Consider the following 25,713-nt stretch of genomic DNA (forward strand, 5'->3'; position numbering starts at 1 on the left):
CGCTCCGGGCCCAGATAGCCGGAGGCAAAGGCACCGACAATGCTGCGCGTATGCAGGCGCGTCTGCACCCGCTGCAAGAGGTGGCGCGGCGACATCGGTTTGAGCACAACCTCGTCGATCCCGGCGCTGATCGCCTGGTGGCGCATGGGCGGGGTGATGGCGCGGGTCAGCGCAATGACAGGCAGGTCGCGCGACACCAGCGAAGGGTTGAGCCGAACGGCCTCTACCATCTCATAGGCCGGGCGCCCGTCACGGTCGAAATCGACCACCAGCAGGTCCAGCGGCGCGATGCGCATATAGGCAAACAATTCGGATTCGCTATCGAAAGGCCGCACCCGCAGGCGCGAGTCGCCGGCCAGAACCATGGTCAACACGGCGGAAAGCGCCGGATTGGCGGCCATAATGGCAATGGTCTTGGCCGATACAGTCAAAGCGAGCCCTCGATTGGTAAAGGTTTCGTTAACATGACTATCCCGGCGAATGAAGCGCCCAGTGCGCCTCAGCCGACAAGATCGGCAAAAAAGTAAACGCGGCGGCAGACGAGGGCGGGGGCCGGAGCAGGCACCTGCGTTGACAGCGCCATGCATGTGAACTACAGTTCACATATGATCGAAGTTCTTCGCACCGAGGCGTTCTCCGATTGGATCAGGTCCCTTAAGGACTTGAATGCGCGCTCGCGCATCGAGGTGAGGATCACTCGCGTCGAGATGGGCAATCTGGGCGACGCCAAGTTCTTCGATGGCATTGGCGAACTGCGTGTCGACTATGGACCCGGCTATCGCGTCTACTTCGTCCGGCGCGGTGACAAAATCATGCTGCTCCTGTGTGGCGGCGATAAGTCGTCCCAGGCCTGGGATATCAAGACGGCCAAGGCCATGGCCGAGGAGTTGAAGTGATGGCGCTCGAAATCAGCAAGTGGGACGTAACCGAATATCTCGACAGCGAAGAAGCTATTGTCGCCTATATCGAAGCTGCGTTCGAGGATGGCGATCCTGAGCTCATCAAGCGTGCTTTGGGTGACGTCGCCCGCGCTCGGGGCATGACCAGCATTGCCCGCGACGCCGGTGTCACCCGCGAAGCGCTCTACAAGGCATTGAGCGAAAAAGGCGACCCCAAGCTTTCGACCCTTCTCGGGGTGATGAAGGCGCTGGGCGTGCGTCTGGCCGCGCAGCCCGCCGTGCCGGCCGAATAGGGCGCATCGGCGGCCACATCTTTCCCGATTGCGGGAATCGGTGCCATCATCGGCGGCAATGCTGAGCGTGAACGTCCGGCTAAATCGGCCCGGCGGCGCTCAGCTACGGTGCGATATAGCCATGTTGAGGCCTATTTACCTGATCGCCGGCTTGATCTTGGTGGCGCTTGGCATAGTCGGCGCCTTCGTGCCGCTGATGCCGACCACTATTTTCCTGATCCTGGCGGCCTGGTGTTTTGCGCGCTCCTCGACCCGGCTCGAAAACTGGCTGCTGGATCATCCACGCTTCGGCCAGACCCTGCGCGACTGGCAAGATACCGGGGCCATTTCGCGGCGCGCCAAGGCACTGGCCTGCAGCGGCATCGCCCTGGGCTTCGCGCTGTTCTGGATCGGCGCCCGGCCAGGGCTCTGGCTCTGGCTGCTTGTTGCCGCCATCCTCGCCGCCTGCGCCGCCTTCATCCTCACCCGCCCCGATCCAGCGCGCTGAAAATACCGAGAACGGCTAAATCGCCTTCTCAGTCTCCGCATCGAATACGTGGACATGCTCGGGCGCGATGGCGAGGCCGATATTCGACCCGGCATGGACCGCGCTGCGCCCCGTAATCACCACGGTCAGCTCCGGCGTGCCGCCAGTGGTGACATAGGTCAGCGATCCGGTCGATTCCACCACCGTGACCGGCAGCACCAGATGCGCTTCCGCGATATCCACCACTTGCAGATGTTCGGGACGCAGCCCGACGACCACCTTGCGGCCGGGATCGCGGCGCCCGCTGAGGGCGAGCCTCTTGGCGCCCGGCAGGTCCAGCGTCACGCTGGCGCCATCGGCATCCACGCTGCCCGGCACGAAGTTCATCGCAGGCGAACCGATGAACCCGGCCACGAACCGGCTGGCGGGCGTATCGTAGAGCGACAGCGGGCTGCCCTGCTGTTCGATGACGCCGTCGCGCATCACCACCACATGGTCGGCCATGGTCATGGCCTCGATCTGGTCATGCGTGACATAGACCGAGGTGGCGCCCAGCCGGTCGTGCAGGGCGCGGATTTCCTTGCGCATATGCACCCGCAAAGCCGCGTCGAGATTGGACAGCGGTTCATCGAACAGGAACGCCTTGGGGCTGCGGATGATCGCCCGACCCATGGCTACGCGCTGCCGCTGCCCGCCAGAGAGTTCGCGTGGATAGCGGTGCATGAGGTTTTGCAGCCCGATCGTCTTGGCCACCTCGTCGGCGGCACGCTTGGCCTCGTCGCGCGGCACGTGCTTGAGACGCAGCGAATAGGTGAGGTTCTGCTCCACCGTCATATGCGGATAAAGCGCATAGGACTGGAACACCATGGCCACGTCACGCTTGCGCGGCGGCACTCCGTTCATCACTTCGCCGGCAATCTTCATCGTGCCGCCCGAGATGGTTTCGAGCCCTGCCAGCGAGCGCAACAGCGTGGATTTCCCGCACCCCGAAGGCCCCACCAGCGCTACGAACTGGCCCTTGGGAATGGTGAGATTGATGTCCTTGAGCGCGTGGAAGGCGCCATAATGCTTGTCGATGCCGACGAGTTCGATCTGGGGCTGTGCGCTCATTTGAGAGCTCCCGAAGTGAGGCCGGAAACGATGCGGCGTTGCAGGATGACGAAGGCGGCGAGGATTGGGGTCACATAGATGGCCGAATAGGCCATGATGGAGTTCCAGTCGGTCGAATTGGGGCCAAGGAAACTGGCGAGACCCACGCTGGCGGGCTGCAGGGCAGGGTCCTGGATGATCGACTTGGAATAGATATATTCCCCGAAGGCGCTCATGAAGGTGAGGATGCCGCAGACCAGGATGCCGTTGCGTGCCAGGGGCAGCACGATGGAGAAAAACGCCCCCACGCGCGAATTGCCATCGACCAGCGCCGCCTCCTCGAGTTCGCGCGGCACGCTCATAAAGGTCGCGCGCACCAGCACCACGAAGAACGGCATGGCTTTGGCCGCCGCCGCCAGGATCACGGCCTCACGCGGAAAGTTCAACAGGCCCACCTGGTTGAAGCCGACAAAGAGCGGCGTGATCATCACCGATGGCGGCAGCACCTGCAGCATCAGGATCAGGAACAGTCCTATATCCACCCAGACGCTGCGATAGCGCGCCAGCACATAGGCGCATCCCGTGCCAAGGAGCACGGTGATGGCCGTGACGCCCGAGGCGATAAGCACCGAATTCCAGAGGAATTTCGGCATGGTGCGCCCCGTCCACACGCCGGGATAGATGCTCGGATCTGGCGCCAGCGGCCAGAAGGTCGGTGGATTGGCATAGATTTCCGAGGCCGACTTGAGGCTGGTCACATACATCCAGTAGAGCGGGAACAGGTAGAACGCCGCCAGCACCAGCGCCACCGTCAGCAGCAGCCATTGCGTCTTGGTCTGTGTCATCCGCGCACCTCGTGACGGGTGGAGCGCACATAGATGATCGATGCAAACAGCACGAGCAGGAACATCATCACCGAAATCGTGGCGCCCTTGGCGAAATCATAAAGCTGGAAGCTCATCTTCCACGACCAGTAGCCCGCCACCGTTGAGGTATTGGCCGGGCCACCCTCGGTGATCGCCGGAAACAGGTCGAATTGCTGCAGCGTGCCGATCAGCCCCAGCGACAGCACCGCCCCGATGGTCGAGCGCATCATCGGCAGGGTAATGGTCCAGAAGCGCTGGAACGCATTCGCCCCATCCAGTTCGGCCGCCTCGTAGAGATCCTTGGGGATTGCCGCCAGGCCGACCGAGAGCAGCAGCATGTTGAAGGCCAGGCCCAGCCAGATATTGGCGATGACCACGGCCCAGATGGAAAAATTCGGGTCCGACTTCCAGAAAATGGTGCCGTCGATAATGCCGACGGCCTTCAGCATCGCATTGAGCACGCCGAAATCACCGGCAAGAATGAAGCTCCAGATGCCGCCGACCACCAGCCCTGGCATCACCCAGCTAACCAGGAACAGGCCGCGAATGGTCGAGGCGCCGGGAAAATTCTGGGCGAAGAAGATGGCCAGCGCGAAGCCGAGCACGAATTGCCCCGCCATCGAACAGAAAACAAAGATCAGGGTGTTGCGCGTCACCAGCCAGAATTCGGGCTGCTGCACCACCGCGATATAATTCGCAAAACCCGCCCAGGGACGGAAAAGCGCGCCCAGCGTGAACATGTCCACCTGCTGGAAGCTCATCAGCACATTGTATACCAGCGGCAGCCCCGCCAGGGCGAACAGGAACAGCAGGGCTGCGCCGACCAGGATCATGTCGAAGCCGACCCCGTCGCGCAGACTGTTGAAAAATCGGGACATAACGCCTCCTGGCAAAAATCGAAATGACCGGCCGGATCGCTCCGGCCGGCCCAGTCAGGGAGGAAAGGTCAGCCCACAATGCCCTTGATGGTGGCCTGGGCCTGGTCAAGCGCATCCTTGGGCGTCATCTGGCCGGTCATCGCCGCCTGGAAGGCGTCGTAGATGGCCTTGGAGATTTTCTGCCATTCCGGATGCGGACCACGCGGCTGGGCATATTTCAGCTGCTCCTGGAACACCTTGAGCGCTTCGTCGGTGCGGGCATCGCCGGTCGAGGGCAGGGCGATGTCGCTGCGGGCCGGAATGTTGGAGAATTCCGGGAACAGGCGGTCGCTCTGCGAGGCGAAGTATTCGAGAACCTTGAAGGCTTCGTCCGGATGCTTGGTATTGGCGAAGATACCGAGGTCGAAGTCGCCCATGGCGGACGAGCGCGGGCCACCTTCGGTTTCGGTCGGCAGCAGCGCGACGCCCCAGTCGAACTTGGCGTCGGTGGCCATGCGGCCCAGTTCCCACGGACCAGAGATCGCCATGGCCGCATTGCCGGCATTGAAGGTGCCGGTGGAGTCCCACTGGCCCTGGCTCAGCACGTCCTGCGAAGCCAGCTTTTCGTCCAGCAGCGTCTTCCAGATTTCCAGCGCCTTGACCGCGCCGGGCGTGTTCACTTCCTTGAACGAGCCGCCGCCCATCTGCACCCATGGCAGGAACTGGAAGGTGCCTTCTTCGCCGGCGCGGGCCGACCAGGTAATGCCATAGACATTATTGGCCGGGTCGTTGAGCTTGCGGGCGTCTTCGAGCAGTTCGTCCCAGGTCTTGGGCGCCTCGGCAATGCCGGCCTTGGCGAACAAGTCCTTGTTGTAGAACAGGGCGATGGTATTGGTTGCCTTGGGCAGGCCATAGAGCTTGCCATCCCAGGTGGCGGAGGCCAACGGGCCTTCGTAATAGACGCTGGTGTCGATCACATCGGAATTGGCGACGCGGTCGGTGATATCCAGCATGGCGCCGCGCGAGGAGAACAGCGCGAAATCCGGATTGTCGAGCGAGATGATGTCGGGGGCCTGGCCGGTGGCAAAGGCCTTGAGCGCTTCGTTCACCAGGTCGTCGAAGGCCAAAAGACGGCTTTCCACCACGATGTCGCTCTGGGAGGCGTTAAAGTCCTCCACCAGCTTGGTATAAAGCCCGTTGTCGCCGTCGATCGACCACATCTTGAGGGTGACCTGTGCCATGGCCGGAGCGGCCATGCCCATAACACCCAGTGCAATGCCGGCCATCAGGCCGAGATAGTTCCGTTTCATAAGCTTCCTCCCACGATGCAGTCTTGCTGCTGACGAAAATGCCGAGCGCGGCCCTCCCTGGCCCCGCGCAGCGCCTAGCCGGCAATGGCGACGTAGTCGCCACCCCGGCAATTCCGAAGATGATTGAGCGCATGGATCTGGCCGGTCATTTCCAGTTCCCCGCGATAGACCGGGTCATGCCAGCCTTCGATATCGATGGAGCCGCTCCAGCCGGCCAGGCGCAGCTCGGAGATGATGTCGGTCCAGTTGCTGTCGCCGAAACCGGGCGTGCGCATGAACACGAACTTTTCCTTGCCGAAAATGCCGTGCTCGCGAATGACGTCCCAGCGGATGGTGGCGTCCTTGCCGTGCACGTGGAAAATCTTCTTGGCCCATTTGCGCACCTGCGGCAGCGGGTCGATCAGATAGACCATCTGGTGGCAGGGCTCCCATTCGAGCCCGATATTGTCGTCCGGCGTCTCGTTGAACATCAGCTCCCAGGCATCGGGATTGTGGGCGATGTTCCAGTCCCCGGTCGCCCAGTTGCCGTCCATGGCGCAGTTCTCGAAGGCGATTTTGACGCCCTTGTCAGCGGCGCGCTTGGCCAGTTCCGACCAGACCTTCTTGTATTGCGGCAGACTATCGGTCAGCGGCTTGTTGCGGATGCGCCCGGTAAAGCCGGCGACGCAGGTCGCGCCGAAATGGTGGGCATTGTCGATGCAGTCCTTCCAGCCCTGCAGGGTCTGGCGGTCCATCTCCTCGTCTTCCAGCGGATTGCCGAACATGCCGATTGTGGAAATGGTAATGTCGCGGTCGCCGATCGCGTCCTTGCTGCGCTTGCCCAGCTCGGCAAGGTCCTGCCCATTGGTGGTCTGCCAGAAGAACGGCTCGAAACTTTCAAAACCCAGATCGGCTATTTCGCCGATACGGTCGGCGGCCTTGCCCGACGAAGCGCTGACCATGGTGCCGATGCGAATGGATTTGGCCGGATTGCTCAATTCAATAATTCCTAAGCTGAAATGGTGACGCGCTGTCCGGTCCTGGCGCTTTCGATCGCGCCAAACACCATGGCCAGGCTCTTGATATTGTCGGTGCCCACCGTTTCCGGCGCCCGGCCGGTTTCGATTGCGCCGAGAAAGTCGGCGAGCACGCTGGCATGGCCATGCGTCTCGTCTTCATTGACCGGGGCAGGGACCTCGATCTCCTTGAGATCGCGGAAGAACCCGCTATCGCCGTCGACGATGCGGGCGACAAAGCTGTCGCCGCCGTCCCAGATCAGCGTGCCCTTGGTGCCGATAATGCGCCAGGCGCTTTCCCAGCTGGTATTGGCGCCTTCGGCCGCCCAGGACCCACGATAGTTGAACACCACGTCATCGGCGAATTCGAAAATGGCGTTGGCCGCAGCGCCATGCCGATACCAGGAGCCGCGCGGATTGGTTTCGAGGCAATAGACGGCCTTGGGTGCCTTGCCGGCCATGAAACGGGCGGCATCCAGCGTGTGGATCGCCATGTCCAGCAGCAGCACATTGTCCATCTCTTCGCGGAACCCGCCGAAATGGGCGCCGATGAAGAAATCGCAATTGAGGCTCGTGAGCTCGCCCAGCAGCCCGCTTTCGATCAGGCGGCGAATGCGGCGCACCCCGGCAATGAAGCGGCGGTTCTGCACCACGGCGTGGATGCGTCCGGCGGCCTGTGCCTGGGCGATCATCGCGCGCCCCTCTTCGATCGACGCCGCCATCGGCTTCTCGCTCAGCACGTGGCAGCCATGGCGCAGGCCGGTCTCCACCACCTTGGCGCGGGCGGCCGGGATGACCACGTCGAACAGCAGGTCAGGTTTGGTGGCGGCCAATACGGCATCGAGATCGGTGCCGATCGCGGCTTCGCTGAGGCCGAACTCGGCGGCGCGCGCCTCGGCCGTGGCCCGATCGAGATCGACGAGGCCGACAATCCGCACCCGATCCTTGAGCAGGGGGTGCTCGGAAACTGCCGACAACCAGCCTTTGGACATGCCGCCGCAACCGGCCAGCACCGCCGTAAATACCAAGATCGCCTCCCTCTGGACTTTCGCGTCTCATTGCCGTCTTGTGCGGCGTCTTGAAACACTGTTCCGTAAACGTTTACGACGATAGTATTGGCATTGCCGTCAAGTCAAGATGGATTCAGAAACGTTTACGCACGCCGTGCCGCTGTGGAGAAATTTCAAAAAATATGAATGGTATCAGGCGCTTGGCGCACGACCTCAATATCTCTATCGGCACAGTATCGCGCGCGCTCAATGGCAAGCCTGATGTCAGCGATGAGACGCGCAAGCGTGTTCTCGAAGCAGCGGCGGCCATTGGTTACGTCCCCAACCAGGCCGGTCGCTCCCTGCGCCAGGGCAAGACCGGCGTCATCGGTTTCATGATGCAGAGCGGCTCTGAGATCACCGGCGACGGCGACGTCTTCTTCATGAGCGTCTTCGACGGCGTGCAGACCGTCTGTGCGCGCCACCAGCTCGACCTCGTGGTGCTGCTGTGCTCATCGGAGGAAGACCCCGACGCCTATCTCCAGCGCGTCGTGGCGCGCGGCTTTGTCGACGGGCTGATCATTTCCGCCACCAAGCGTCATGATCATCGCATCCAGTTTCTGGCCGAGCGCAACATTCCCTTCATCGCCTTGGGGCGCAGCCTGACAGAAGCCGGGCATCCCTGGCTCGATCTCGATTTCGAGGGCATGGCACAGACCGGAGTCGACCGGCTGGTGCAAAAGGGTCATCGGCGCATCGGTGTCTTCGCGCCGATCGACGACATCAATCTCGGCTTCGTCTTTGTCGACAGCTATCGCGCGGCCCTCGAGCGCCATGGCATTGCCTTCGATCCCGACCTCGTTTTCCGCGCCTATCCCAATGATCGCGGTGGTCACGAGATTGGCGAACGCGTCGCTGCCATGCCGGAGGACAAGCGTCCCACCGGCTTTGTGCTCACCAATGAAATGCTGACAGTCGGGCTCTATCGCGGCCTCTACGATTGCGGCATCAGGCCGGGCGCCGACATTGCCATCATCGGCCGCCACAGCACCAATTCCCAATACCTCAACCCAAAACTCACCTGCTTCTACCTGTCGCTGCGCGACCTGGGCATCGAACTGGCAGAGGGCCTGCTCGCCACCATGCCCGCCTATGCCGCGCACTACCCCCACGGCGTCATCCGCCGCGTCGTGCCCCTCACCCTCATCGAAGGCGGCAGCGACCAACCGGCAAAAGGGTAGGGCAGATTGGGAACCGGGCGCGCGCCCACGCTCGTCCTACTCCTCCCCCTCGTTCATGGTGAAGCCGGGTGGGGGTGCTGCAACACGCTCAAACCCACATGCAGTAGTGCTGACCTAGACCATTTCAAAGTGAGGTGGACTGTGTGCTCTTTCGCCTCCCTCCCCCTTGAGGGGAGGGATTGAGGGTGGGGGTCCATCGGTGTGTCAATAAACCACCCCCCACCCCGACCCTCCCCCTCAAGGGGGGAGGGGGCAATGGACCCACGTCAACCAGAACGTGAAACGCTCTAGCGACGAGGCGCCAACAATCACCAGCCAAAACAAAAGCTTGGCGCTTCGTGTCGCACGTCGTTTCCCATTCACCGTTCCGCCCTCGGGTCAAGCCCGAGGGCGGCGTAGTGCGCGTTGCATCTGTCGCGCCAGAACGCGGCTACTGCCTTCCGTGGCGTGATGGCCATATGAGATAGTCGCCCCCTTGAGGGGGGGGGCGGGGTGGGGGCCATCAGTAAATCACTGCCCTCTAACTCACGGGCAGGCCTATCGCATATCGGCTTGAGCTCTTACCCCCTAAGCCCGGCTGCGCGGAATGCACACCGGGCGGGCGTGGATCGGGTCCATGATGATCGCCGCATTGACGTCGAACACCTCGGCGATCAGATCGGCCCGCATCATCACCCCTGGCGCGCCGCGCTCGCGCACCCGGCCATTGTGCACGAAGACCAGTTGGTCGGCATAGCGCGCCGCCAGATTGAGATCGTGCAACACAAGGACAATGGTGCGCCCCTGGTCGCGGTTGAGCCGGGTCACCAGTTCCAGGCAGTCGAGCTGGTGCGCCATGTCGAGATGATTGACCGGTTCGTCGAGGCAGATCACGTCCGTGTCCTGCGCCAGGACCATGGCGATCCAGGCGCGCTGCAACTGCCCGCCCGACAGCGAGCCAATGCGGCGGCTCCGCATGCTGTCGACGCCGGTGCCGGCCATGGCGGCGGAAACGGCCTCGTCGTCCTTGGGGCTCCAGGGCTGCAGCATAGCCTGATGCGGATAGCGCCCGAGCCGCACCAGTTCCTCCACCGTCATGTCCTGCGGCGCGCTGGGGCTTTGGGCCAATAGTCCGATGCGCCGCCCCAGTGCCTTGCCGTTGAGCCCGGAAATATCCTCGGCATCGAGCAGCACCTGCCCCGAATTGGGCGCATGCAACCGCCTTATGGCGCGCAACAGGGTGGACTTGCCGCAGCCATTCGGCCCGGCCAGCACGGTGATCTGCCCGGCCGGAATGGGCAGGCTCAGCGCGTCGAGCACCACATCGGTGCCATAGGACAATGTGAGGTTCTTGACCTCGATGCGATTGGCCAATTGATCATCCATTGGTCTTGTCCTTGCGCATGAGCAGATAAAGGAAATAGGGCGCACCGATCACGGCTGTTATCGTTCCGGCCGGGATTTCCATCGGCGCAAAGGCGACCCGCACCAGCAGGTCGGCGCCAATAAGGATGATCGCCCCCAGCAGCAGCGAGGTGACGATGCCGGCAAAGCGGGCGCGGCCGACCAGCATGCGTGCCAGATGCGGCGCGATCAGCCCGATAAAGCTGACGCCGCCGACAAAGGCGACCGCTCCGGCTGTCAGCAGTGCCGCCAGGAGGAAGATGAAAATGCGATAGACCGGCAGGTTGAGGCCGATGCTGCGCGAAGAGATATCGTCGAGATCGGCCGGTGGCAGTTTGACGGCGGCAATGCAGGCGACAATGGCGGTTGGCACCAGCACCATCAGCATCAACTGGATTTCGGTCCAGTTGACGGCATTGACCGAACCCGCCAGCCAGCGCGAGGCCTGCGCCGCCTGATAGATGGGGCCCACCAACATCAGGATGGTGGTCAGCGCCTTGGCCACGGCCGCAATGGCAATGCCGAACAGCAGCAAGCGAATGGCCGACGAAGCCTGCCGGCCAGAAAGCAGGAAGACCAGCGTAATCGCGCTCAGCGCGCCGATAATGGCGGCCAGCGGCTGCCAGGCAATCGACACCGTCATCGCATTGGCGTCGTTGGAGAAAATCGCCATGAAGGCCACCACGCCCAGCGCCGCGCCATCCACCACGCCGAGCACGCCGGGCGACGCCAGCTCATTGCGCGTGATCCGCTGCAGCAGATAGCCGGCAAAGGCGATGGCAGCGCCGCCAATACCGGCCGCCGCCACGCGCGGCAGGCGCAATTGCAGCACCACCAGCTTCTCGGTCTTTTCCCCGCCGCCGACCAGCACATTGGCCACTGTCTCCAGCGGGATCCAGGTCGATCCGAAGCCGATGGCAGCCAGCGTCAGCAGCACGAAAACCGCCAGCACCACCAGCACGATGGCATTGCGGGTCAGCCCGCGCGCGGGGCGGGGCAGGGCGATGGCGGTCATGCGAGCCTCCGCATCAACAACATCAGCAATGCGATGGCGCCCACCACCGCGGTAATGGCGCCCACCGGCGCTTCCACCGGATAGATGACGAACCGCGCCGCGACATCGGCAATGGTGGCATAGACAGCGCCGGCCAGCGCTGCCGCCGGCAATTGATGGCGATGCCGCAATCCCACCAGCCGCCGCGCCACATGCGGCACCACCAGCCCCACAAAGGCCACCGGCCCCGCCATCGACACTGCCGCCCCGGTCAGCAGCGACACCGCAAGGAAGGCCAGCCCGCGAATGGCGATAACAGGCACGCCCAGACTCGCCGCCGTGGAATCGTCCGCCTGCAGCGCATCCAGCGCCGGCGCCAGCATCAGCGCGATCACCGCTCCCACCGCAACCACCGGCAGCCCGTTGTAAAACAGCGCGATGGGGCGGTCGACAAAGGCGCCCGACAGCCAGAACAGCAATTGCTGCAACTGCGCCTCGTTGCTGGTGAGGATGATTTCCACCACCGCGTGGGCGAGGCTGGCAAAGGTCACCCCGACCAGGACGATCTTGAGCGGCGACAGGCCTCCGGCACCGGCCGCCACGCCGAATACCAGCACGCTGGTCAAGAGCGCTCCGGTCGCCGCGGCCATCGAAAGCCCGGTCAGCGACTGCACCCCGAACACGGCGCTGGCCACCACCACCGCCATCGACGCGCCGGCATTGAGTCCCAGCGTATCTGGCGAGGCGATGCGGTTGCGCGACAGCGTCTGCACCAGCACCCCCGCCATGCCCAGCGCCGCGCCGCAAAGCGGAGCGATCAGCGACCGCGGCAGCCTCAGTCCCGCGATCACCGTCGCCGTTTCCGACCCATCCGGCGCCGTCAGCGCCGCCCAGACCTGCGGCAGCGAATAGAGCTTATAGCCCAGCGTCAGGCTGGCCAGCATGGCCAGTGCCAGGGCGACGCAGAGCGCGGCATAGACCGGCAGGCGCGTGAGGCGCGCCGGCTGCGCAGTGCCGGCCGACAGGGATAGGGCGGTCAAGGCAAAACCATAATGCTGATATTGACACTCAGATTAAATTCTGATGGATGACGCCATGCGATTTATGAAGATCGTTGTCAAGATTTAAAGAGGTCAGCCTTGTCCCTCCGCCGCCTTTTCACCCCGCTTTTGCTGGCCGGCCTCCTGGCCAATCCCGCCTTCGCCCGCGAGATCACCCACGCCATGGGCGTCACCGACGTGCCCGACCATCCGCAGCGCATCGTGGTGCTGACCAATGAGGGCACCGAGGCGCTGCTGGCGCTCGGCATCACCCCGGTGGGCGCGGTCAAGTCCTGGCTGGGCAATCCATGGTACGACCACATTTCCGGACAAATGACTGACGTGACGGTGCTGGGCGAGGAATCGGCGGTCAATCTCGAAGTGCTGGTCTCGCTGCAGCCGGACCTGATCCTTGGCAACAAGCAGCGCCACGAAAAGATTTACGAGCAGCTCTCCGCCATCGCCCCGACAGTGGTGTCCGAGCGGCTGCGCGGCGACTGGAAGATCAACCTGGCCCTCTATAGCGACGCCATCGGTAAGGCCGAGGAGGGCAAGGCGCTGCTTGCCGCCTTCGACGCGCGCGTGGCCGCTTTGCACGACGAACTCGGCGCCTCTCTAGACGAAAAAATTTCCATCGCCCGCTTTATGCCGGGCCAGACCCGCATCATGTTCAAGGACAGCTTTTCCGGCCTGATCCTCTCCGAACTCGGCTTCCAGCGTCCTGCCAGCCAGGACAAGGACGAGTTCGCCGAGGAGATCACCAAGGAACGCATTCCCGAATTCGAGGGCGACCGCCTGATCTATTTCACCTACGAGATCGGCAATGGCGAAGGCGACAGCCAGGCCAAGGACTGGCTGTCCGATCCGCTGTGGCAGAACCTCGGCGTGGTCAAGGCCGGCAAGGTGCATCCCGTCTCCGACGCCGTCTGGAACACCGCCGGCGGCATCATTGCCGGCAATCTCCTGCTCGACGATATCGAGACCATCTACGGCCTCGCCTCTACCCGCTGATCCCTGTTCAGGGTCGGCGTCGGGCCGGCCCCCCATTCTGGACCTTTCAACTATGCTGAAGACTGTTTTCGCCGGCACGCGCATTGCCGTCGCCGCCGCCCTCCTGCTCTCCACCCCCGTCATGGCGCGCGAAATCACCCATGCCATGGGCGTCACCGATGTGCCGGACAATCCGCAGCGCGTCGTCATCCTCACCAATGAGGGCACTGAAGCCCTGCTTTATCTGGGCGTTGTGCCGGTCGGTGCCGCACAGAGCTGGAGCGGCGATCCCTGGTATGACCATATCGCAGCGCCGCTGGCCGACACCGTGCCGCTGGGCACCGAGCTTGCCGTGAACCTCGAAATTCTTGCCACGCTCGAGCCCGACCTGATCCTGGGCACCAAGGTGCGCCAGGAATCCATCTATCCCCAGCTGTCGGCCATCGCCCCCACCGTCATGACCGAAACCATTGGCGGGGAATGGCAGGAAAACCTCAAATTCTACGCCGACGTACTGGGCAAGGGTGCCGAAGGCGAGGCGGCGGTGGCCGGTTTTGCCGACCGCACCAAGAAGATCCATGATGCGCTGGGCGATGCCGTCAACGAGGAAATCTCGATGGTGCGCTTCTCGCCCAACCGCACCCGCATCTACTACAAGGACACGTTTAGCGGCCTAGCGCTGAGCCAGATCGGCTTCAAGCGTCCCGCCGCCCAGGACAAGGACGAGTTCGCCACCGAGGTCACCAAGGAACGCATTCCCGAAATGGAAGGCGACCGCATTTTCTACTTCTCCGACGATCTCAATAGCGACGAAGCCGCCACTAATCTCAATGACTGGCTCAACGACCCGCTCTGGCTCAATCTTGAAGCGGTCAAGGCCGGCAAGGCCCAGCGCGTCAGCGAGATCATCTGGAACACCGCCGGCGGCATCTACGCCGCACACCTGATGCTCGACGACATCGAAAAGATCTACGGCCTCGCCTCGACCCGCTAAGCGGCCAACCACGATGCAACTCCTCCCCCTTCTCCAGGCGGAGGCCAGGTGGGGGTCCACCAGTGGATCACTGATCCCCCCGGAAGGTAGTGCCCGGGTTCTGGCGCGACAGATGCAACGCGCACCACGCCTTGCCCATGCGAAGCGTCAAGTCGCGCATCTGCGCCAACCGCTCCCTCAAGGGGCGCGAACGCGAAAGCGCCCAAGCCTGTCGTCAAAACACCCCTAAAAAACGCGCGTCTTGACTTCCGGCCATTAGGGGTAGACACTGCAACCATACGTTTACGCCCAATTTTGGCGACCTGATCCTCCCGGCTCGGCCGGTTGCTTAGCTTTCCTTCTGACTTGCGAACGTTGATAGGCCTCCGTCGCACGATGCGCGGGGGAAACTGCTCGTTTGCGCCGCTACGAGCCAATGAGGAGATCGCTATGATCACCGGTACCGTAAAATTCTTCAACTCGACCAAGGGCTTTGGCTTCATCACTCCGGATGGCGGCGGCAAGGATGCCTTCGTGCATATCAGCGCCGTCGAACGCGCCGGCATGTCGAACCTCGCCGATGGCCAGAAGGTCAGCTACGACCTCGAAAGCAGCCGTGACGGCCGCGAGTCCGCTGTCAATCTGCAGCAGGCCTAAGGCTCGAGCCTGGGCCGATACTAGGCCCTGCCATATCGGCAACAAACCTTGCGGGGACAGACATGTCCCCGTGCCCACCGGACAGGAGCGCACCATGCCGCATATTTACACCGTCGGCCAGATTCTGGAGCTGCGATCCGCCCCCCGTCATAGCAACCGTCCCTCCGGTCCATGCGAAGTGCTGTCCTGCCTTCCGCACGACAAGGGGCCGGTTCTGTACCGGGTCCAGTCCCTCAACGAGCGCAATGAGCGCGTTGTCGAGGAAGTGGACCTGACCCCGAGCACGGCGACCAAATCGGCCGCCGAAATGGCTGAAAGCCGGTTCAGCATCGCCGTCAATCGGCGCTGACCCTTTCTGCCCACGGCGCGGCCGCTCGATGCCGGCGCCACATCATCCCGCTTGCCAGGGTCCGGAAACGGCCCAGCAGTCCGGCTGCTCCGGCGCGACCACCATGTCGCGCGGCGCCACTGTGACCGACTGGCCAGGGCAAGCCCATCACACCAGCGCGCGCAGGCAGCACCCATTCGGGATCGCGCCGAACGCGACGCACCAGGCCGCGCATCGTGCCGGCCGGAAAGACTTTCTATCACTATGAATACCCAAGTTTTGAATGATTCCGGGACGCTGTTCCTGGGCAGTGACCGCCAGACCGCCCGGACCCTGGGCCCCCGCCATTTCCGCTCTGCCGCCAAGGCCGTGCGTTTCGCTATGGAACACGCCGCACCGGTCAGCTTGCGCGGCGCCCTGCTGACCATCGGCAGCCGCCAGTTCGGCCCTCACCAGATCCGCCGCCTCCACGCCGCGCTGGTCGCCAACGAACGTCCCTCCCAACCCACCCGCAACTAAGCCGTCCCCCGGACCAAACGTCTGCTTCTTCCCTCCTCGCCTTGAGCGGGGAGGGTTCATTTTGGGCGTTTTGACGACTGGTTATGGTGCTCCTGCGCCTCCCTTCCCCTTGAGGGCAGGGTCGGGTTCTGGCGCGACAAATGCAACGATCACCACGCCGCCCTCGGGCTCGACCCGAGCGTCTCTCTCCCCATCCCAACCGTCTGCCATTGACTCCCTCTTCGCCCTCATTATAAACTCACTGAGCCAATAAAGAGGAAGTCCAGCCATGCGTCACCTGCTGAAACTCTTCATCATACCGACCCTCGCCATGGTTGCCGGCCCCGCCTTTGCCGATGGCGTCGATGGCGTCTGGGCGTGCAAGGCCAATGGCGACATTCCCCTGGGCCTGCTCGAGATCACCGGCGACACCTATAGCTTTCAGACCACCAATACCGCCTGGGAGCCGGTGGATAACAAGTCCAATGGCTCGGGCGCCCTGTCCTATGAGGGCAGCCGTATCCAGCCGGTTGAAGGGCCGCTGCTCGAGAGTTTCGAGGTCTATGGCGAAGCCGAGAATGGCGTTCTCTACTGGTACAACGATGCCGGTGCCTTGATGGGCTGCTGGCCGCACCCCTGATCTCCACCAACACCGCACTGCCGAGGAGGTTTCCATGCTTCGCTCCATCGTCTGCGCCACCGCGCTCGTCGTTGCCTTCAATGCCGCCGCCCAGGCGCAGGAGACCTACACGGCCTTCGAGATTGCCGAGCAGGGGCTCGCGCTCGACGCTGCCGGCCTTACCGCCACCTTCCGCGGCAAGACCATAACCGTCACCGGCACCTTCAATCGCTTCATCGATACCGGCTATGGCGACATGGTCTATGTCGCCTTCGATCATCCCGACACCATCAGCTGGGAAGTCAGTTGCGGCTTTCCGCGTGACAATACCGCCGAATATGATCGCTTCGCGCTGATGAAGCCGGGCGCCGAGATTTCCGCCACCGGCGATTTCCTCGAAGCCAAGGACATCTATCTCTATTTCACGCTTCTGCCCTGCCAGATGCATTGATCGGCCAGTCGGCAGCGGCAGCCGATTGGTGTATCAAGCGATCGATTTGCCCAGCAAGGGAGGCCAGACATGCGGGTCCTGGTAGCGGACGACGTCGAGGTGATGCGCGTGTCGCTGGAACTGGCGCTGACATCGGCCGGCCACAGCGTCGCGCTCACCACCACCGGCCGCTCCGCGCTGGCCTTGCTGCGCGCCGAGCGCTTCGACGCGGCTTTGCTGGATCTGTGGATGCCCGAGGGCGACGGGCTGGGCGTCCTGCGCCAGATCCGCCAGGAACAGCCGGACCTGCGCATCTTCGTCATGACCGGCGGCGGTCCGCGCCTGCCCATCGAGGCGGCGGCGCTGATCTCCGAGGTCTGGGGTGCCGAGCGGGTGTTCATCAAGCCCTTCGATGAAGCCGAACTGCTTGCGACCCTCGACAAACCTGCCTAACAGAAGGGGTCGACGACTCCATCCCGTTCCTGAGGAGGCCGCGCGCCTTGGCCGACAAGCCTGTCACCGTTTCCGCCATGACGCGCCTGTTCGAGCTGGCCGCGCGCTCGCTGCATTCGGCCGGGCATGCGGATGGGCTTTATCCCGCCCAATGGACGGCGCTGCGCTATCTCGCCGCCGCTTCCCCGGCCGAGCGCACCGCCTCCAAGCTGGCGCGGTTTCAGCAAATGGCCGCCGGCCCCGTCAACCGCACCGTCCGCACCCTGGTCGCCAAGGGCCTCGTTGTTGAAGCCGGCATGGCGGGCCATCACCGTTCAAAGCAGCTCGACCTGACCGATGAGGGCAGGGCGCTGATCGCCCGCGATCCCCTGCGTGCCGTCGATGCCGAATTTGCCGACATGCCCGAGCGCGATGCCCGCATCGTCGCCGCCGCCCTGGGGCGCATCATCTCGGCGCTGCACACCGGCGGCGCCGAAAGTGCCGAAGGCGAAGTCCTGTCCCTCGCCGACGACGACAGCGCCGATTAGGCACGCCGCTTGGCCAGATAGACGTGGTCGCAGGCCAGAACCGTCTCGCCGCGCTGGTTCAGCACCCGCACCTGCTCGATGATCCGCCCATGGTCCGGCCGCTTGGCATCCGGCTCGAGCCCGGTAATGGTCAGTTCGGTATGAATGGTGTCGCCGATGAACACCGGCTTGGGAAAGCGCAGCCGCTCATAGCCATAGGAAAAGGCCAGCGGGTTGATCTCGCTCGCTGTCAGCCCGATGCCGATCGCGAAGGTCATGGTTCCATGCGCGATCCGCTGCCCCCAGGGGCTGTCCTTCATCGCCTCGGCATCCATGTGGTGCGGAAAGAAATCCCCGGTATGGCCGGCATGCACGACGAAATCGGTCTCGGTAATGGTCCGGCCATAGGTCTTGCGCATCTCGCCCAGCACATAGTCCTCGAAATGGCGTGGCCGTTCCATCAAAAGCTCTCCCTGAACATCTGGTTGATTGCGTCGACGATGCTCCCGGCATCCTCGCCCGTCAGCAGCCCCTGGTTGAGCCGCTTCGAGGCCCCGTCCTGGAACGCCATATAGCCGTCGTGGCGCGGCCGCAGCCAGCCGCCCTCCAGCGTTGCCCGCGTATCGCGATAAAATCCGTCCACCGGCGCATTGACCCCGTCATCCTCCCAGGCCAAGCCATGCCCCGGCTGCCCGCCCGAGGCTGCATAAAGCCCCTTCTGGACCGCGCCGCTCGCTACCCAATAGGCATAGTCGATGGCCGCATCCCGGTGCCGGGAAAACGCCGACACCGCGATCCCGGTCCCGCCAATGGCCGACCCCACCGGCCCGTTCGCCCCAGCAACCGGAATGTCTGCGAACTTCAGCCGATGCGGCCGGAACCCCTCCAGCGCATAGCTGAGATAGCCATAGCCCAGCGGCATCAGCCAGAACCGGTCGCTCGTCGCCATCAGCTCCGAAGCCGCGATCGGGTCCATATCGAACTGCTCGCGCCCGATATAGTCGGTCACGAACCGCAGCATGGTGATCACCCGCATGCCCGCCTCGCGCCCGATCAGCGCGGGTCCTTCATGCGTGCAGGGCGTGCCCAGATTGGCCGCCAGCGTATAAAAGCTCATCAGCGAATGCGGCGCCCGCATCGGCAGGATCACCAGCCCGTCCTGCGCCAGCGCCCCGGCCTCGGCCCAGTGACGGATCGGCGTCGCCAGCCTGTCGGCCCGATAGACCTGCACCTGCGCCGCCGCATCGATGGGAAACGCCCATTGATGCCCGCCAAAGTCGTAGCTGGCATAGGACTGGCCGACGCTATGCGCCGCCATTGCCGCCCGCTCCGCTTCGCGCCCCGGCACATCCAGCGGCGCCAGGCACCCCTCTTTGGTGATCTGCCCGACATGGGGATGGTCGATGACGATCAGGTCATATTCCCGCGCCAGTTCCTCCACCGGAAAAGTCTCGAAATCCTGGAGGCTCCGCTGCTCCCACTCGATCACCACCCCGGTCTGCAGCGCCCACTCCGCCGCGGTCGCCACCATCGGATCGTAGCCGCGCGGATGGCGCCAGGTCATGCCCTTCAACGCCACGCTCATAGCCCGAACTCCGCCCGGATTTTTGCGCTCTGTTCGCCGATCAGTGGCGCCGCGCGGCTGGTGCGCGCCCGCACTCCGTTGACCCGCAGCGGCGAGCGCGTCGTTTCGATGGACACGCCATCTTCGCGCCTCACCGTCTGCAACATATCGAGCGCCTTGAAACCCTCGCTGGCCATCAGCTCCGGCCAGTCCAGCACCTTGGCGCACCAGATATCGGCTGGCTCGAGGATCGACAGCCAATGGGCCGTCGGTGCCGTCGCCAGCCGTTCGGCCAGAAGGCGCTTGATCGCGTCGCGCTGGCTGAACCAGCTCTTGGGATCGGCAAATTGCCCCAGCGCCGTAATCTCCAGCAGCGCTTCGAGCCGGGGCAGGGGCGTCATGGCGATGGCGATATACCCGTCGGCGGTCGGATAGACCCCATAGGGCGCCGACAGATAGGCATGGGCCGAGCGGAAATCGCTGCGCTTGGGTGGGCGCTTGCCGTCATTGAGATGGGTGGTCAGCACTTCGAACTGGAAATCGACCAGCACTTCTAGAAGGCTCGTTTCGATATGTGCGCCCTGGCCCGAAATGCCCTTGCGCACCAGCGCCGCCAGCACCCCCTGGGCCACCGCCGCGCCCGCCAGCATGTCGGCAATCGCCAGCCCGAACGGCACCGGCCCCTGGTCATCGTCGCCATTGAGCCACATCACGCCCGAGCGCGCCTGCGCCAGCAGGTCCTGTCCAGGCCGGTCCACCCACGGCCCTTCGCCGCCATAGCCGGTGATCGAAGCATAGACGATGCCCGGATTGATCGCCTTTGCCGCGTCGTAGTCCAGCCCCAGCCGCTCGATCACCCCGGGGCGGAAATTCTGCAACACCACATCGGCCTTGCCGATCAGCTTTTTCAGCGCCGCCACGTCCTCGGGCTTTTTCAGGTCCAGCGCCAGGCTTTCCTTGGAGCGGTTGATGGCGTGAAAGATCGTCGAGTCGCCGCCGATTTCGGTGTCGCTGAGATAAAGCCGCCGGCTGAGATCACCCCCATCCGGCCGCTCGATCTTGATCACCCGCGCCCCCAGATCCTGCAAGCGCAGGCTGGCATAGGGTCCGGACAGAAACTGGCACATATCGACAATGGTAATGCCATCGAGAAGCGGTGTGGTGGTCATCGGAAGTCGTTACCTTGAATATGAAAAGTCGGCGCCTCGGGGGAGGGCGCCTGGCAGGTGGCAAATGCTGCAGTGTCGCCCCAGACGCGGCGCGGCTCTTCTCCGGGCGGCGCAATGTTTGCTCTGGACGTTCTTGCAACGGCCTTCTCCTCTCGCGCCTCCCTCCCCCTTGAGGGGAGGGATTGAGGGTGGGGGGTCCGTCAGTGGATCACCGAACCACCCCCCACCCCGACCCTCCCCCTCAAGGGGGGAGGGAGAGCTGGTGCCGAAAACTCGGATGCGTCCGGAGCGCCCAAGGCGAACTGGCCCGCCCGACCCCCGCTCGCCTCTCACCCACAGATCGTTACCCTCGGGCCTGCCCCGAGGGCTCTTCACTTGCCAGCGGTGCCGACGAACCGAAGCCTCCCAGGTTACGTTCAGAGTCTGCTCCCGCGGCATGGCGCGTTCCTCAAGCTCCATCCAGCAAACCCGCAAAATCCTCCGGCCGGCGATACTTCACCGTCTGGATATGCTCGCAATACAGCACCAGTTCGCCCTCGCCCTTGAACACTTCATAGGACGCACGACACAGCCCGAGCTCCTTGTATTTCGGGCGTTTTTCGAGATTGGTGCGGATGGTGTAGATGGTGTCGCCGATAAAGGTCGGCTTGATGAAGCGCAGCTTGTCATAGCCATAGGAAAAGGCGTTGACGCAATTGGTGGCCACCAGCCCCAGCCCCGCCGAAAACACGAACGCCCCCGCGACCAGCCTCTTGCCGAACTGGCCCTCGCTGGTGGCGAAGATTTCGTCCGCCACATAGGGGTGCATGTCGGTCACCAGCGCATTGAACGCCATGCTCTCGCCTTCGGAGATGGTCCGGCGCAACGAGCGAATGCGGTGGCCCACCGCCCAGTCCTCATAGAACCAGTTCTCACTGTTCCACACCGGAATCTCGGCATGCGCCGCCGGCATGGTCCTGGGATGCGTCGAAGAAACTCCAACCGTGCTCATCTCGCGCTCACTTTCCATTCTCTCGCCTCCCTCCCCCTTGAGGGGAGGGATAGAGGGTGGGGGTCCATCGGTGGATCACTGAACCACCCCCCACCCCGACCCTCCCCCTCAAGGGGGGAGGGAGATGGGCCGATGCTTTTGACAACGACTCGCCAGAAACTGGATGCGGCTCCTCCCCCTTGACGGGGGCGGTTGGGAGGGGGTGTGCAGCCCGCTCGAGCCCATCTGCGATAGCCCAGCCGGTTGAGGAGGAGTGTTTACCTCGTCCGTTTTGGTAACAGGCTTGGGCTCTTTCGCCTGCCTCCCCCTTGAGGGGAGGGAACGAGGGTGTGGGTCCATCAGTGGCCCACAGAACCACCTCCCCATCCAGGCCTCCCACCCAAGGCGTGCTATCGCAAATGGCGAATTGGCAACGGGCTCTCAGCCCCCCACCCCAACCCTCCCCGCCAGGGGGAGGGAGTTCGGGCTGCATTTCTGGCAAAATCTTACCCCAACCACGCCGCGGCTCCTGCCCTCCCTCCCCCTCCACGCGAGGGTAGCGTCGCTCGGCCCGAAGGGCGGTAGCAAAGCTGGGGTGGGGGTCGCCTTGGCATTCTCCAGACCGCTCCCCGCGCGACGCAAAGCAAGACTGCAAACCAGTAAACCCCCTCACGGCTTCGCCTCCAGCGGTGTCGCCGGAGCAGCAGCCGACCGGAAAGCCGCCTCGACCACGGCCATGGTGTGCCAGGCATCCTCCACCGAGGTGACCAGCACTTCGTCTTCGCCCGCCGCGAAGCGCTGCAGATTGCTCATCGTGCCGATAAAGGCATGCGGGAACCAGCCGCCCTGCAGCGGCACCTGTGCCCATTCCTCTCCCTTGCGGACAATCCAGAACTCATCCGGCTCGCCCTCCGGATAGTTGAGCAACAATCCGAGCTTGACCATGGCCGCGCCGTCGCTGCCTTCGAAGCGGAAGCTCGCATCCTGGAACTTGCGGCCAAAGTCATGGTGGTGGTTGATCGACAGCGTCGTCCGCGCACCCTCGGCAAAATCGATCAACGCGCTGGTCCGCGTCTGCGCCAGTTCCGTCGACGGATGCCCCATTGTCCGTGCATGCACCCCGACGGGATTACCCTGCAGCGCCCGCAGCAGATCGAGATAGTGGATAGAGTGCACCGCGATCTCGACGCGCGGCATGCCTTTGAGAAACGGAAACAGCTGCCAAGGCGTCACGAGGTTCAGATGCACCTCGGTATCGATCAACCGGCCGAGCCAGCCGCGCTTGAGCGCATCCTGCACCGCCAGCATCATCGGCGCGAAGCGCAGCTGGAAATTGACCGCCGCAGTGAGCCGCTTGGCCCGACAGAGCTTCAAGATCGCCGTCGCCTCGTCGAGATCGCGCCCCATCGGTTTTTGCAGCAACACCACCGCACCATCGGGCAGTTTTTCCAGCACCGACAGATGCGCGGCGGGAGGCAAGGCGAGGTCATAGACCGCGCCTGGCGTTGCAATTGCATCTTCCAGCGTCGCAAAGGCAGGGATGTCCCACTTCGCGGCCAGGCTGCGCGCCCGCTCACCATCGATGTCGAAGACGCCGGCCACCGGAAAACCGGCCAGTCGATAGGCCGGCAGATGCGCGTCATTGACGATGCCACCAGCGCCGATGATGACGATGGGGCGGGGGGCTGCCGGCAAGGGCCAGCTCTGCCGCAAAGCAGCGGTGTCGACGCGCACGCTATCCTCCTCCTCGATCGGTCGAGGTTCATTCTTATGTAAATAATCTTTTCACATAAGAATGACTGAGGCAAGCGCCAAACGCCGTTCAGAAACCGTTCACATCGCGGTCAGACTCCGCGCCTGTGCGCTCAATCGAGATGAAATACTTCCTCGGTGCCCGCCCACCATTCGCCCTCGGCACGTGTCGCCAGTGGCGCCTGCATCGGCATGCACACCGCCCACCATTCCTGCGTCCGCGGATCGGCTGCCATCGCAGCCATATCTCGGTCGTGGTCCGTCCCGACATATTCGTAATAGGCGAAGAGCAGGTTCTCCGGTTCGCGCAGAAAGATCGAATAGTTCTTGATATTGCTGGCTTTTATCTGCGCCAGTACATCAGGCCAGACGGCAGCATGCACCCGCCTGTAGTCCGCAATCTGCTCCGACTTGAGCCCGATCACCGCGCCATAACGTTTCATTCCCTCGCTCCTCGCTATCGTTCTGCGCTCACCGCCAAAGCCGCGCGACCCCGCAGGAGGCCGTGCTGCGTTTCTGCTAAGCCTCTATAAAACCTTATAAATCCGTTCTGCATTGCCATGCAGCAGCTTGGCCTGCTCCGCTTCGGAACAATCCCGGATAATCTCCCAGGTCGCCTCCACCCAGCGGGTCAGGCTGCCCGTCAGCGTCACCACCGGGTGGTCGGAACCCCAGACCACCCGGTCCCAGCCGAAGCTTTCAATGACATGTTCGACATAGGGACGGATGGTTTCGACGGTCCAGTCGGCGCCAGAATAGGCCACGATCCCGGAGATCTTGGCATTAACATTCGGTAGCTTGGCGATCTTGGAAATATAAGCTTTCCAAGGATTTAGACCAATTCCAGTGACATCGGGCACGCCGCAATGGTCGAGGATGAAGGTCACCTCCGGGGCCTTCTCAGCCAGCGTCTTGCCGATCGGCAGCTGGTCGTGACGCACGCACAGGTCAAAGCTCAGCCCATGCGCCGCCAACCGCTTGATATTGTCGGCGAACAGGGCCGATTGGCTCAGCTCATCCGGCGCCTGGTGCAATATGCGCCGCACCCCCTTGACCCCTGGCTTGGTCGCCAGTCGTTCGATTTGCGCCGCAAAATCAGGGCTTTCCGGCCGGCATGCCGCGATGGCACCGACGATGCGGGGCAGGGTGAGCACATAATCGGTCTCAGCCTCGATGTCCTTTTCGGCGACGTCGACTTCCATATGCAGCGCCGATTCGATCCCCAGCGGCACCGCCTCCGCGAAATAGGCTGCGCTCGTCCATTCCCGATTGATCGCTGGCGCACCAGACAGCCACGGATAGGTGAAGCGATCCGGGTAGACCAGATGCAGATGCGTATCGAGTATGCGCATGAAATTCCTCCAGATTTGTGGGCGGCCGCTGGCCGCTTGCCGCGTTCAGCTGCCGTTGGAGCGTCGCGAAATCTCGTGCCCAGCCTGCTGCAGCAGCTTCAGCACGGTCGGCATATTGGGTGCATCCAGCTTGTCGAGCCGCTGCGTATAGGGGCAGGTCAGCACCGCGATAACCGTGCCCAGCGGCCCGAAGATCGGCACCGACAGGTTCGAAACGCCCGAAACCTGGGCGCTGGGCATCATCTCATAACCCTGCTCCCGCACGCCCTCGAGCCGCGCCTCCAACCCCTTCGGCATTTTCTCGGGCGTGCCAAGGTCTTGTTCTTCCAGCATCAATCGCCGTTCTTCCGGGGTCGAAAAGGCCAGGAAGACATGGCCTGAGCCGGTATTGACGAGGCTGATGCGCGAACCGACGCGAATAGACACGTTCCAATAGCCGGGCCCATCCACCTGGGCGATCACCACCAGCAGATTGCGGTCCTGCACCACCAGATGCACCGCCTGCTCGGCATGCAGCGCAAAGTTGCGCAGCACCGGCGTGGCCTGGCTGATCATGCGGTGCATGGGCGGCCGCTGATGCGCCAGCTCGAACAGTTTCAGCGTGATTTCATAACGATCTTCAGGCGTCCGCCGCACATAATCGCGCCGCACCAGCCGGTCGAGCATGCGGTAGATTTCGTTCGGTGTGCGGTCCAGCGCCTTGGCGATCTCCGCCTGGCTCAGTCCGTCCGCCGTCCCCGCCAGCAGCTCGATGATGTCGAGCCCCTTGTCGAGCGCCGGTGCGCGATAGCGTTCGCTGTCATCCTCGATGGCCAACTCGTCCTCCAAATATCTGTCCGGCTATCTCACGTTCCCGCCGCTTCGTCACCGCCGCCATCCGCCCCGCCCAAAATACCAATGGTACTCACCCCACCACAAACCCCTCAAACCGCCGTTGACTGAACTAACATGTTTGTGCTTACCTACGAATAGACTTTTCAAATATGGATGATCAAGCTCAAAACGAGCAGGGCGCCCGAAAGGTTCTGTG

Annotated in this window: 31 protein-coding genes; 13 read left to right on the forward strand and 18 right to left on the reverse strand. The window is 63.3% G+C overall.

Annotation, left to right across the window (positions count from 1 at the left end):
• Window positions 1-431 (reverse strand): response regulator (locus BGO80_RS16680; protein WP_286722405.1); only part of this gene is annotated, 431 nt, incomplete at its 3' end.
• A 174-nt stretch (window positions 432-605) separates the two neighbouring features.
• Between BGO80_RS16680 and BGO80_RS16685 the strand changes: the two genes are divergently transcribed.
• From BGO80_RS16685 to BGO80_RS16695, 3 genes are all read left to right on the forward strand, one after another.
• Window positions 606-896: a type II toxin-antitoxin system RelE/ParE family toxin gene (locus BGO80_RS16685; RefSeq protein WP_286722406.1), complete on the forward strand. Its 291-nt coding sequence runs from the start codon at window positions 606-608 to the stop codon at window positions 894-896.
• On the forward strand, window positions 896-1,192 hold the full coding sequence (locus BGO80_RS16690; protein WP_286722408.1) for an addiction module antidote protein: 297 nt from the start codon (window positions 896-898) through the stop codon (window positions 1,190-1,192). Before BGO80_RS16685 ends, BGO80_RS16690 begins: the two co-directional genes overlap by 1 nt.
• A 121-nt stretch (window positions 1,193-1,313) precedes the next feature.
• The gene (locus tag BGO80_RS16695) at window positions 1,314-1,679 is read left to right on the forward strand and encodes a YbaN family protein (protein ID WP_353744212.1); all 366 of its coding nucleotides are present in this window, start codon (window positions 1,314-1,316) and stop codon (window positions 1,677-1,679) included.
• Between the two features lie 15 nt (window positions 1,680-1,694).
• On the opposite strand, the gene BGO80_RS16700 is transcribed toward BGO80_RS16695, so the two are convergent.
• The 6 genes from BGO80_RS16700 to BGO80_RS16725 all read right to left on the reverse strand — a co-directional run bounded on the left by BGO80_RS16700 (window position 1,695) and on the right by BGO80_RS16725 (window position 7,803).
• The gene (locus BGO80_RS16700; RefSeq protein WP_286722411.1) at window positions 1,695-2,768 is read right to left on the reverse strand and encodes an ABC transporter ATP-binding protein; all 1,074 of its coding nucleotides are present in this window, start codon (window positions 2,766-2,768) and stop codon (window positions 1,695-1,697) included.
• Window positions 2,765-3,592, reverse strand: a complete 828-nt coding sequence (locus BGO80_RS16705; protein ID WP_126150674.1) for a carbohydrate ABC transporter permease — start codon at window positions 3,590-3,592, stop codon at window positions 2,765-2,767. The genes BGO80_RS16700 and BGO80_RS16705 overlap by 4 nt, the downstream gene beginning before the upstream one ends.
• Entirely contained in the window at window positions 3,589-4,491 is a 903-nt protein-coding gene (locus BGO80_RS16710; protein ID WP_286722413.1) for a carbohydrate ABC transporter permease, read from the reverse strand. Before BGO80_RS16710 ends, BGO80_RS16705 begins: the two co-directional genes overlap by 4 nt.
• Before the next feature lie 68 nt (window positions 4,492-4,559).
• Entirely contained in the window at window positions 4,560-5,780 is a 1,221-nt protein-coding gene (locus tag BGO80_RS16715; RefSeq protein WP_126150673.1) for an ABC transporter substrate-binding protein, read from the reverse strand.
• Window positions 5,781-5,854: 74 nt separating this feature from the next.
• The gene (locus BGO80_RS16720; protein ID WP_126150672.1) at window positions 5,855-6,757 is read right to left on the reverse strand and encodes a sugar phosphate isomerase/epimerase family protein; all 903 of its coding nucleotides are present in this window, start codon (window positions 6,755-6,757) and stop codon (window positions 5,855-5,857) included.
• A gap of 11 nt (window positions 6,758-6,768) precedes the next feature.
• Window positions 6,769-7,803 (reverse strand): Gfo/Idh/MocA family protein, encoded by a 1,035-nt coding sequence (locus BGO80_RS16725; protein WP_286722416.1) that lies wholly within the window; start codon window positions 7,801-7,803, stop codon window positions 6,769-6,771.
• Window positions 7,804-7,967: 164 nt separating this feature from the next.
• Here BGO80_RS16725 and BGO80_RS16730 point away from each other — a divergent pair, with 164 nt between their 5' ends.
• Window positions 7,968-9,005: a LacI family DNA-binding transcriptional regulator gene (locus BGO80_RS16730; protein WP_286722418.1), complete on the forward strand. Its 1,038-nt coding sequence runs from the start codon at window positions 7,968-7,970 to the stop codon at window positions 9,003-9,005.
• Between the two features lie 567 nt (window positions 9,006-9,572).
• Here BGO80_RS16730 and BGO80_RS16735 read toward each other — a convergent pair.
• From BGO80_RS16735 to BGO80_RS16745, 3 genes are read right to left on the reverse strand one after another with little or no spacing between them, the layout of a single operon-like run.
• Entirely contained in the window at window positions 9,573-10,370 is a 798-nt protein-coding gene (locus tag BGO80_RS16735; protein WP_286722420.1) for an ABC transporter ATP-binding protein, read from the reverse strand.
• The gene (locus BGO80_RS16740; protein ID WP_286722422.1) at window positions 10,363-11,403 is read right to left on the reverse strand and encodes a FecCD family ABC transporter permease; all 1,041 of its coding nucleotides are present in this window, start codon (window positions 11,401-11,403) and stop codon (window positions 10,363-10,365) included. The genes BGO80_RS16735 and BGO80_RS16740 overlap by 8 nt, the downstream gene beginning before the upstream one ends.
• Window positions 11,400-12,422, reverse strand: a complete 1,023-nt coding sequence (locus tag BGO80_RS16745) for a FecCD family ABC transporter permease (RefSeq protein ID WP_286722424.1) — start codon at window positions 12,420-12,422, stop codon at window positions 11,400-11,402. The genes BGO80_RS16740 and BGO80_RS16745 overlap by 4 nt, the downstream gene beginning before the upstream one ends.
• A gap of 99 nt (window positions 12,423-12,521) precedes the next feature.
• On the opposite strand from BGO80_RS16745, the gene BGO80_RS16750 reads away from it, so the two are divergent.
• The 9 genes from BGO80_RS16750 to BGO80_RS16790 all read left to right on the forward strand — a co-directional run bounded on the left by BGO80_RS16750 (window position 12,522) and on the right by BGO80_RS16790 (window position 17,897).
• Window positions 12,522-13,433 carry an ABC transporter substrate-binding protein gene (locus tag BGO80_RS16750; protein WP_286722425.1) on the forward strand — a complete coding sequence of 304 codons (912 nt, stop codon included), beginning with the start codon at window positions 12,522-12,524 and terminating at the stop codon, window positions 13,431-13,433.
• A gap of 52 nt (window positions 13,434-13,485) precedes the next feature.
• A complete protein-coding gene (locus tag BGO80_RS16755; RefSeq protein ID WP_286722427.1) occupies window positions 13,486-14,406 on the forward strand; it encodes an ABC transporter substrate-binding protein in 921 nt (306 codons plus the stop codon).
• Window positions 14,407-14,835: 429 nt separating this feature from the next.
• Window positions 14,836-15,042, forward strand: a complete 207-nt coding sequence (locus tag BGO80_RS16760; RefSeq protein ID WP_286722429.1) for a cold-shock protein — start codon at window positions 14,836-14,838, stop codon at window positions 15,040-15,042.
• A 94-nt stretch (window positions 15,043-15,136) separates the two neighbouring features.
• A complete protein-coding gene (locus tag BGO80_RS16765; protein ID WP_286722431.1) occupies window positions 15,137-15,391 on the forward strand; it encodes a hypothetical protein in 255 nt (84 codons plus the stop codon).
• A gap of 258 nt (window positions 15,392-15,649) precedes the next feature.
• Entirely contained in the window at window positions 15,650-15,889 is a 240-nt protein-coding gene (locus BGO80_RS16770; RefSeq protein WP_286722433.1) for a hypothetical protein, read from the forward strand.
• Window positions 15,890-16,157: 268 nt separating this feature from the next.
• Window positions 16,158-16,508, forward strand: a complete 351-nt coding sequence (locus tag BGO80_RS16775; RefSeq protein WP_286722435.1) for a hypothetical protein — start codon at window positions 16,158-16,160, stop codon at window positions 16,506-16,508.
• Between the two features lie 34 nt (window positions 16,509-16,542).
• Window positions 16,543-16,938, forward strand: coding sequence for a hypothetical protein (locus BGO80_RS16780; RefSeq protein ID WP_286722437.1), 396 nt, complete (start codon window positions 16,543-16,545; stop codon window positions 16,936-16,938).
• 69 nt (window positions 16,939-17,007) lie between these two features.
• Window positions 17,008-17,370: a response regulator gene (locus BGO80_RS16785; RefSeq protein ID WP_286722439.1), complete on the forward strand. Its 363-nt coding sequence runs from the start codon at window positions 17,008-17,010 to the stop codon at window positions 17,368-17,370.
• Between the two features lie 47 nt (window positions 17,371-17,417).
• Entirely contained in the window at window positions 17,418-17,897 is a 480-nt protein-coding gene (locus BGO80_RS16790; protein ID WP_286722441.1) for a MarR family winged helix-turn-helix transcriptional regulator, read from the forward strand.
• Here the strand turns inward: BGO80_RS16790 and BGO80_RS16795 are convergent.
• The 8 genes from BGO80_RS16795 to BGO80_RS16830 form a co-directional block, all read right to left on the reverse strand.
• Window positions 17,894-18,337: a MaoC/PaaZ C-terminal domain-containing protein gene (locus BGO80_RS16795; protein WP_286722443.1), complete on the reverse strand. Its 444-nt coding sequence runs from the start codon at window positions 18,335-18,337 to the stop codon at window positions 17,894-17,896. The genes BGO80_RS16790 and BGO80_RS16795 overlap by 4 nt on opposite strands.
• Window positions 18,337-19,461 (reverse strand): extracellular solute-binding protein, encoded by a 1,125-nt coding sequence (locus BGO80_RS16800; protein ID WP_286722444.1) that lies wholly within the window; start codon window positions 19,459-19,461, stop codon window positions 18,337-18,339. Before BGO80_RS16800 ends, BGO80_RS16795 begins: the two co-directional genes overlap by 1 nt.
• The gene (locus BGO80_RS16805; RefSeq protein WP_286722445.1) at window positions 19,458-20,609 is read right to left on the reverse strand and encodes a CaiB/BaiF CoA transferase family protein; all 1,152 of its coding nucleotides are present in this window, start codon (window positions 20,607-20,609) and stop codon (window positions 19,458-19,460) included. Before BGO80_RS16805 ends, BGO80_RS16800 begins: the two co-directional genes overlap by 4 nt.
• Before the next feature lie 448 nt (window positions 20,610-21,057).
• Window positions 21,058-21,600, reverse strand: a complete 543-nt coding sequence (locus BGO80_RS16810; RefSeq protein ID WP_286722446.1) for a MaoC family dehydratase — start codon at window positions 21,598-21,600, stop codon at window positions 21,058-21,060.
• Window positions 21,601-22,248: 648 nt separating this feature from the next.
• Entirely contained in the window at window positions 22,249-23,313 is a 1,065-nt protein-coding gene (locus BGO80_RS16815) for a Gfo/Idh/MocA family protein (protein WP_286722448.1), read from the reverse strand.
• A 131-nt stretch (window positions 23,314-23,444) separates the two neighbouring features.
• Window positions 23,445-23,774 carry an L-rhamnose mutarotase gene (locus BGO80_RS16820; RefSeq protein ID WP_286722451.1) on the reverse strand — a complete coding sequence of 110 codons (330 nt, stop codon included), beginning with the start codon at window positions 23,772-23,774 and terminating at the stop codon, window positions 23,445-23,447.
• An 84-nt stretch (window positions 23,775-23,858) separates the two neighbouring features.
• Window positions 23,859-24,683: an amidohydrolase family protein gene (locus BGO80_RS16825; RefSeq protein WP_286722452.1), complete on the reverse strand. Its 825-nt coding sequence runs from the start codon at window positions 24,681-24,683 to the stop codon at window positions 23,859-23,861.
• 45 nt (window positions 24,684-24,728) lie between these two features.
• Window positions 24,729-25,499, reverse strand: a complete 771-nt coding sequence (locus tag BGO80_RS16830) for an IclR family transcriptional regulator (RefSeq protein WP_329601460.1) — start codon at window positions 25,497-25,499, stop codon at window positions 24,729-24,731.
• Window positions 25,500-25,713: the final 214 nt, after the last annotated feature.

Source organism: Devosia sp. 63-57, assembly GCF_001899045.1.
Lineage (GTDB): Bacteria > Pseudomonadota > Alphaproteobacteria > Rhizobiales > Devosiaceae > Devosia > Devosia equisanguinis.

Excerpts from the sequence above, each read along its gene's own strand:
- BGO80_RS16685 (WP_286722406.1), top strand. The coding sequence starts at position 606 with ATGATCGAAGTTCTTCGCACCGAGGCGTTCTCCGATTGGATCAGGTCC.
- BGO80_RS16690 (WP_286722408.1), top strand. The coding sequence starts at position 896 with ATGGCGCTCGAAATCAGCAAGTGGGACGTAACCGAATATCTCGACAGC.
- BGO80_RS16695 (WP_353744212.1), top strand. The coding sequence starts at position 1,314 with ATGTTGAGGCCTATTTACCTGATCGCCGGCTTGATCTTGGTGGCGCTT.
- BGO80_RS16700 (WP_286722411.1), bottom strand. The coding sequence starts at position 2,768 with ATGAGCGCACAGCCCCAGATCGAACTCGTCGGCATCGACAAGCATTAT.
- BGO80_RS16705 (WP_126150674.1), bottom strand. The coding sequence starts at position 3,592 with ATGACACAGACCAAGACGCAATGGCTGCTGCTGACGGTGGCGCTGGTG.
- BGO80_RS16710 (WP_286722413.1), bottom strand. The coding sequence starts at position 4,491 with ATGTCCCGATTTTTCAACAGTCTGCGCGACGGGGTCGGCTTCGACATG.
- BGO80_RS16715 (WP_126150673.1), bottom strand. The coding sequence starts at position 5,780 with ATGAAACGGAACTATCTCGGCCTGATGGCCGGCATTGCACTGGGTGTT.
- BGO80_RS16730 (WP_286722418.1), top strand. The coding sequence starts at position 7,968 with ATGAATGGTATCAGGCGCTTGGCGCACGACCTCAATATCTCTATCGGC.
- BGO80_RS16735 (WP_286722420.1), bottom strand. The coding sequence starts at position 10,370 with ATGGATGATCAATTGGCCAATCGCATCGAGGTCAAGAACCTCACATTG.
- BGO80_RS16740 (WP_286722422.1), bottom strand. The coding sequence starts at position 11,403 with ATGACCGCCATCGCCCTGCCCCGCCCCGCGCGCGGGCTGACCCGCAAT.
- BGO80_RS16755 (WP_286722427.1), top strand. The coding sequence starts at position 13,486 with ATGCTGAAGACTGTTTTCGCCGGCACGCGCATTGCCGTCGCCGCCGCC.
- BGO80_RS16760 (WP_286722429.1), top strand. The coding sequence starts at position 14,836 with ATGATCACCGGTACCGTAAAATTCTTCAACTCGACCAAGGGCTTTGGC.
- BGO80_RS16765 (WP_286722431.1), top strand. The coding sequence starts at position 15,137 with ATGCCGCATATTTACACCGTCGGCCAGATTCTGGAGCTGCGATCCGCC.
- BGO80_RS16775 (WP_286722435.1), top strand. The coding sequence starts at position 16,158 with ATGCGTCACCTGCTGAAACTCTTCATCATACCGACCCTCGCCATGGTT.
- BGO80_RS16780 (WP_286722437.1), top strand. The coding sequence starts at position 16,543 with ATGCTTCGCTCCATCGTCTGCGCCACCGCGCTCGTCGTTGCCTTCAAT.
- BGO80_RS16785 (WP_286722439.1), top strand. The coding sequence starts at position 17,008 with ATGCGGGTCCTGGTAGCGGACGACGTCGAGGTGATGCGCGTGTCGCTG.
- BGO80_RS16795 (WP_286722443.1), bottom strand. The coding sequence starts at position 18,337 with ATGGAACGGCCACGCCATTTCGAGGACTATGTGCTGGGCGAGATGCGC.
- BGO80_RS16800 (WP_286722444.1), bottom strand. The coding sequence starts at position 19,461 with ATGAGCGTGGCGTTGAAGGGCATGACCTGGCGCCATCCGCGCGGCTAC.
- BGO80_RS16805 (WP_286722445.1), bottom strand. The coding sequence starts at position 20,609 with ATGACCACCACACCGCTTCTCGATGGCATTACCATTGTCGATATGTGC.
- BGO80_RS16810 (WP_286722446.1), bottom strand. The coding sequence starts at position 21,600 with ATGAGCACGGTTGGAGTTTCTTCGACGCATCCCAGGACCATGCCGGCG.
- BGO80_RS16820 (WP_286722451.1), bottom strand. The coding sequence starts at position 23,774 with ATGAAACGTTATGGCGCGGTGATCGGGCTCAAGTCGGAGCAGATTGCG.
- BGO80_RS16825 (WP_286722452.1), bottom strand. The coding sequence starts at position 24,683 with ATGCGCATACTCGATACGCATCTGCATCTGGTCTACCCGGATCGCTTC.